General features: G+C 75.7%; 4 protein-coding genes. 1 reads left to right on the top strand and 3 read right to left on the bottom strand.

Annotated features, from left to right (window positions below; all coding sequences use genetic code 11):
• The 3 genes from E4P40_RS25860 to E4P40_RS25850 all read right to left on the bottom strand — a co-directional run.
• Window positions 1–2,275, bottom strand: a 2,275-nt coding sequence (locus E4P40_RS25860; protein ID WP_135161190.1) for a DUF3488 and transglutaminase-like domain-containing protein, incomplete at its 3' end; no start/stop codon positions are given.
• Window positions 2,272–3,699, bottom strand: a complete 1,428-nt coding sequence (locus tag E4P40_RS25855; protein ID WP_135161189.1) for a DUF58 domain-containing protein — start codon at window positions 3,697–3,699, stop codon at window positions 2,272–2,274. The genes E4P40_RS25860 and E4P40_RS25855, both read right to left, overlap by 4 nt.
• A gap of 5 nt (window positions 3,700–3,704) precedes the next feature.
• Window positions 3,705–4,688 carry an AAA family ATPase gene (locus E4P40_RS25850; RefSeq protein WP_135161188.1) on the bottom strand — a complete coding sequence of 328 codons (984 nt, stop codon included), beginning with the start codon at window positions 4,686–4,688 and terminating at the stop codon, window positions 3,705–3,707.
• Window positions 4,689–4,958: 270 nt separating this feature from the next.
• Between E4P40_RS25850 and mraZ the strand changes: the two genes are divergently transcribed.
• On the top strand, window positions 4,959–5,393 hold the full coding sequence (gene mraZ / locus E4P40_RS25845; protein ID WP_135161187.1) for a division/cell wall cluster transcriptional repressor MraZ: 435 nt from the start codon (window positions 4,959–4,961) through the stop codon (window positions 5,391–5,393).
• Window positions 5,394–5,546: the final 153 nt, after the last annotated feature.

Genomic DNA, 5,546 nt, shown 5'->3' with positions numbered 1-5,546 from the left:
CGGCCACCACCGGGCGCGCAGCCGCCCGCGACGCGACGCGGCCGCCAGCAGTGCACGGCGGGTGCTGCGCAGGGCCGCGTGGAGGTCGGGAGGGGCCAGGTCCCGCCCGGAGGCGCTGCGGGGCCCGTAGGTGGCGGACTCCTCGGCGAGAGCCAGCCGCCGGACGGCGTCGCTCGCCTCCGCCCCGCCCGTCCGCGCGCCGCATGACGGCCGAGAGCTCCCGCGCCGCCTGCCGCGGCGTCCACGCCGGATGCATCCGCATGCCCACGTCCCGCGCCGTGGCGGACAGCTCGTCCCACAGCGCACCGGCGGTGCCGGCCGCCATGCGCCGTCGCCGCTGCAGGACGCGCGCCCCCGCCGGCGCCGCGAGGACGGCTGCGGCCAGGAGAGCGAGCCCGGCGACCGGCAGGAGCTGCGCCAGCAGGCCCTCGTCGTCCTGCCGGAGCTGGGCCTGGGGGACCGCTCCGTCGGCGCGGTCGGGGCGAGCCGTGGGGCCGGCCTCGGTGGGCACGGAGGGCTCCGGCACGGCGGCCCCGTCGTCGGTCCGGTCCACCGCGTCGGCGCGCGGTGCCCAGGGCGTGTCGGCCCGGCGGTCCTCGGAGATGGGCGTGGGCTCGAAGGGCACCCAGCCGACGCCGTCGAAGTAGACCTCCACCCAGGCGTGTGCGTCGTCGGTGGTGATCAACCGGGTGCCGTCCGCCTGCACCGTGCCCGCGGTGTACCCGAGTGCCAGGCGCGCCGGGACGCCGGCGGCCCGGACCATCACCGTCATCGCCGCGGCGTACTGCTCGCAGTAGCCCCGGCGCAAGCGCAGGAAGTCGACCAGGTCGTCACCGGACGTGCCCTGCTTCGTGGCCAGGCTGTAGCGGAAGCCTTCGGCCCGGTTCGTCAGGAACGCGTGGATGCGGCGCACCCGCTCGAAGGGGCCGGTCGCTTCCCCGATCAACGTGGCGACCTGGTCGGTGACCCGAGGGTCCAGCGTCGGGAGGGCGCCGAAGCGCTGCTGCACGTCGTCGCCGGGCGGCAGCTGCTCGGCCCGCGCCAGCACCTCGGCCGGGGGGCGGAGCTCCGTCGCGGCGACCGTGTAGCTCTGGTCCTCGGTGGTGACGCCTCGGCCGAAGATGGTGTCCGCGACCGGGTCGAACCGCCAGTCGTCCCCGCCCCGGTCGAGCATCTCCACCAGCAGCGGCGAGGTGGGGACCGGCAGGAACCGGTCCACGTGCTCTATGGCCTCGATCGTCACCTGCACCGGCCGCCCGGCCTGACCGGACGGGAGCGGGGCGAGCCGGTCGTCGTCGACGATCGACTCCTCGCCGTCGAGGTTGCTGATCGTCCAGCCGTTCTCGTTGTCGTACTCGTCGAGGGTGACCGCCCGCAGGTACCCGAGGTCCTCCACCGACCCGTCCACGGTCAGCAGATCCTTCGGCTCGGCCAGCGTCAGCTGACCCTGCAGCTGGGCGACCGGGTCGAGCGAGGTGCCGGTCGCGTTGCCGGACCCGCCGCCGAGGCCCGTGGCCAGCGTCCCCTCGCTGAGGGTGGGCACGATCGAGCCGACGACGAGCCCGGCGAGAAGAGCGGCCAGTCCGATGCGCAGCGCGGCCGCGGTGCCGGCGCCGAACGGCGTGCGGGCGCGACGGCCGGAGGCCGCCAGCCTGCGATGCTGGTCGGCCCACAGCAGGAGGCCGAGGCCGGCGGACGGCGCAGCGACAGCGACCAGGCCGATACCGCCGGTGATCGTGGCGACCGGCACGCAGTAGAGGACGAGCAGTGCGAGGCCGCCCACGGCGGCCTGCCGCCCGGCCACTGCCACCAGGTCGACGGTCACCGCGATCAGTCCGACGAACAGGGTGGTCAGCGCGAGCAGTCCGGTCAGCGCGAGGGCCGGCGTCGCCTGCTCACGGAGCTCCGCCGAGCCGTCGGCCAGGACCCGGCCCAGATCGGTGACGCTGGAGGGCGTCGGCAGCACACCGGCGAACGCCGAGCCCGGTGCGAAGCCGGCGGTGAGCATGCAGAGCACCAGGTACAACTGGCCGGCCGGGACCAGGACCACGCCCAGGGCCGCCAGTAGCGCCGGCACCGGGCGGCCCCGGGTCGCCCGCGCCCAGAGCGCGGGCCCGCCGGTCCGCATCAGCAGGCCGCCGGCGAGGACGAGGACGATGACGGCGAGCACGGGCATCCGCCACGCGCCCGAGGAGTAGACGGGGGTGAGGGCGAAGGCACCCAGGGCGGTGGCCAGTGCCGCCGCCCCGGCGACGCGCCGGTCCTCCGCGGTCATCCGAACGCTCCCGGCAGTCCGCCGGCCGCAGTCGAGGACAGGACCGCGGCCGCGGCGGGAGAGGCACCCGCGGCGGCAGCAGGCCCACCGAGCTCCGCCCACACCTCCGCCACCGAGCGGTCCGCCCGGGCGACGGAGACCCGCCAGCCGGCCTGGCGGAGCAGGGCGGCGGCGTCGTCGCGCTGCTTGGCGAGGATCCCGCGGGACGCCGCGGTGAGGTCCCGCCGCCCGCGGCCGAGGCCGGTGCCGGCCCAGCTCTCGATGTCGGCGAGCACCGCGGCGTCCACCGTGGGCCCGGACCGACCCCGGATCAGTCCCTCGACGTCGTCCGGCCCGACCGCGCCCAGCAGGCAGATGACCGGCCCGTCACCGGCCGCCCGGCACAGCTGCTCCACCCCGACGGTCAGACCCGGGACCCGGGACGGGCCCACCGTCGCGAGGCGGTCCAGCAGGTCCTCGGCGCTGAGCTGCCCGCGCCCGGACGGCGGCACGAGCTCACCGGCGTCGGTCACGGCGCGCAGCATCGCGCCCCGGCCGGCGAGCACCGTGCCGATGCTCGCCGCGGCCTCCACCAGCCACTCGAGGCTGTCCGGGGGCGGGGAGTCGTCGCCGTCGGGCCCCGTCCAGCCGGCCGGCGCCGTCGCTGCCGTCCGGTGCCCGGCGACCAGGTGGGCGCGCGACCGCGTGTCGAGGAGCAGCGTCGCCTGCGCGCGCCACGGGCGTTCCTCCAGGCGGACCATGAGCTCGCCCATCCGGGCGGTCGCGCGCCAGTGCACCTTCCGGAGGTCGTCGCCGTGGCGGTACTCCCGGGTGCTGACGTCGTCCTCACCGTGGACGGCGATCGTGCGCCGGCTGCCCTCGCCACCACCGCCGTGGCCGCCGGCCGGCCCGCCGGCCCCGAGCGCCCGCACCCGGGGGACGACGAGCAGCGGGGCGGTGTCCGCACCGACCGCGCTGCGCTCCACCAGCCCGAACGGGTCGACGAGGCGCAGCCGCAGCGGGCCGAGGACGTGCCGGCCGCGACGGTGTCCGTGGACCGTGTAGCGCAGCGTCTCGGTCTGCCCGTCGGGCAGGCGCTCCACCAGGAAGCGGGGGGAGGAGCCGAGGTCGGCCGGCACGTGCTCGGTCAGCACCCACAGCCCGCCGGGGCGCGTGTCGGCGTTGGTGATCTCGAGGAGGACGTCGGCGCTCTCGCCCCGGGGGACCCGGGCCGGGGTGACGGTCCGCCGCGCACCGAGGCGGAAGCGCTCGGTGGCGACCGTGGCCGCCGACAGCACGGGGAGCGCGAGCACGAAGATCGCGAGCTGGACCAGGGCTCGCTCCCCGAGGACGGCGCCCACCAGCAGGAGGACGAGGCCGGCCGTGACCAGGAGACGCCCGCGCGGCGTCAGCGAGGACAGGGCCCGGACGACCGGCGTGGCCACAGGGGTCAGCGCCCGCGGGGAACCGGAACGGTGGACAGCAGTTCGGCCACGACCTGCTCGGCGCTGCGGCGGCCGAGTGCGGCGTCTGCGGTGAGCAGCAGCCGGTGGGAGAGCACGGGGCCGGCGAGTTCCTGCACGTCGTCGGGCAGCACGTGGTCGCGGCCGAGCAGGGCGGCCGAGGCACGGGCGGCGCGCAGCAGCTGCAGGCCTGCCCGGGGCGAGGCGCCCAGGCGGAGGTGGGGGGAACGGCGGGAGGCCTCGACGATGGCGACCACGTACCGACGGACGGCCTCGGCGACGTGCAGCGTGCCGACGGCGGTCACGAGGTCGCGCACCGAGGCGGCGTCGGCCACCGGCGTCAGGGACACCAGGGGATCGGCGGTCTGCCGCTCGTCGAGCATCGCGAGCTCGGCGTCACGTCCCGGGTAGCCCATCGACACCCGGGCGGTGAACCGGTCGCGCTGTGCCTCGGGGAGGGGGTAGGTGCCCTCCATCTCCAGCGGGTTCTGCGTGGCCATGACCATGAACGGGCGGGCCAGCTCGTAGCTCACGCCGTCCACGGTCACCTGGCGCTCCTCCATGCACTCGAGGAGGGCCGACTGCGTCTTGGGGGACGCGCGGTTGATCTCGTCGGCGACGACGATGTTGGCGAAGATCGCGCCCGGCTTGAACTCGAAGGCCCGGGTCTCCTGGTCGTAGATCGCCACGCCGGTCACGTCGCTGGGGAGCAGGTCAGGCGTGAACTGGATCCGCCGCACCGTGGCGTCGATCGAGGACGCGAGCGCCTTGGCCAGCGTCGTCTTGCCGACGCCGGGCACGTCCTCGATCAGCAGGTGGCCCTCGGCGAGCAGCACCACCAGTGCCAGCCGCACGACGTCGTCCTTGCCCTGGACCACGCGGCCGATGTTCGCCGCGATCCGTGCGCCAACCGCTGCGACGTCGACCGACGGACCGGCCGCTCCGTCGGCGGTGCGAGTCGCCTCCGTCACGGTGCCCACCGTACGTGGCGGACGGGTTCCGGGGGGCGCAGCGGCCCCGCCGCTCGGGGAGGGGCGGGGAGGGACGCGCTTCCCGGGCGTGACCTGCGACGGGACCAGCATTCGGACGGTCGGGGGAGTCGGTGGAGCGAGCAGGTCACGACACGGCGTCGAGTGGTGTCGAGTGGGGGCTAGTGGGTTACTGTGTCGCCCGGTGGGGAGGCAGGGACCGTCCGGGGTTCCCGTAGGGCCCACAGGAGGACCGATGCAGGGGGTGATCCGGTGTTCGTCGGCAGCTACCCCCTGCGACTCGACGAGAAGGGCCGGCTCGCCCTCCCGGTCCGCTTCCGGGACCAGGTGGCCGGCGGCATGGTGATCAAGAAGGGCCAGGAGCGCTGCATCTACGGCCTCACCATGGCCCGGGTGGCCGAGCAGAGCGCCGCGATGGCCGCGATGGCCCCCTCCGACACCGCGGGCGCACGCATGGCCGCCCGCATGAGCTTCGGGTCGATGGTCGAGATCGAGCCGGACAAGACGGGCCGCATCACCATCCCGGCAAGCCTGCGGGAGTACGCGGGGCTGGACCGCGACGTCGTCATCGTCGGCGTGGACACCCGCTTCGAGATCTGGGACGCCGCCAACTGGGAGGCCTACGTGGCCGAACAGGAGGCCGCCTACGCCGACATGGAGAGCGAGGGGATGCCGACGTTGTCGTGATCCCAGGGCCCCGCAGAGCCAGGGCCTCCGCGCACCGTCGTTCGAGCCGCCTTCCCCGCGGCTCGACCGGCCCGGGCCCCAGCCGCCTTCCCCGCGGCTCGGTCCCACCAGCGCACGGAGGACCTCGCACCGTGCGGACGCCCACCCCGCCCC

Source organism: Blastococcus sp. CT_GayMR20 (assembly GCF_004570345.1).
The sequence above is the reverse complement of the archived record's forward strand: the minus strand, read 5'-3'. Positions and strand labels throughout refer to the sequence as shown.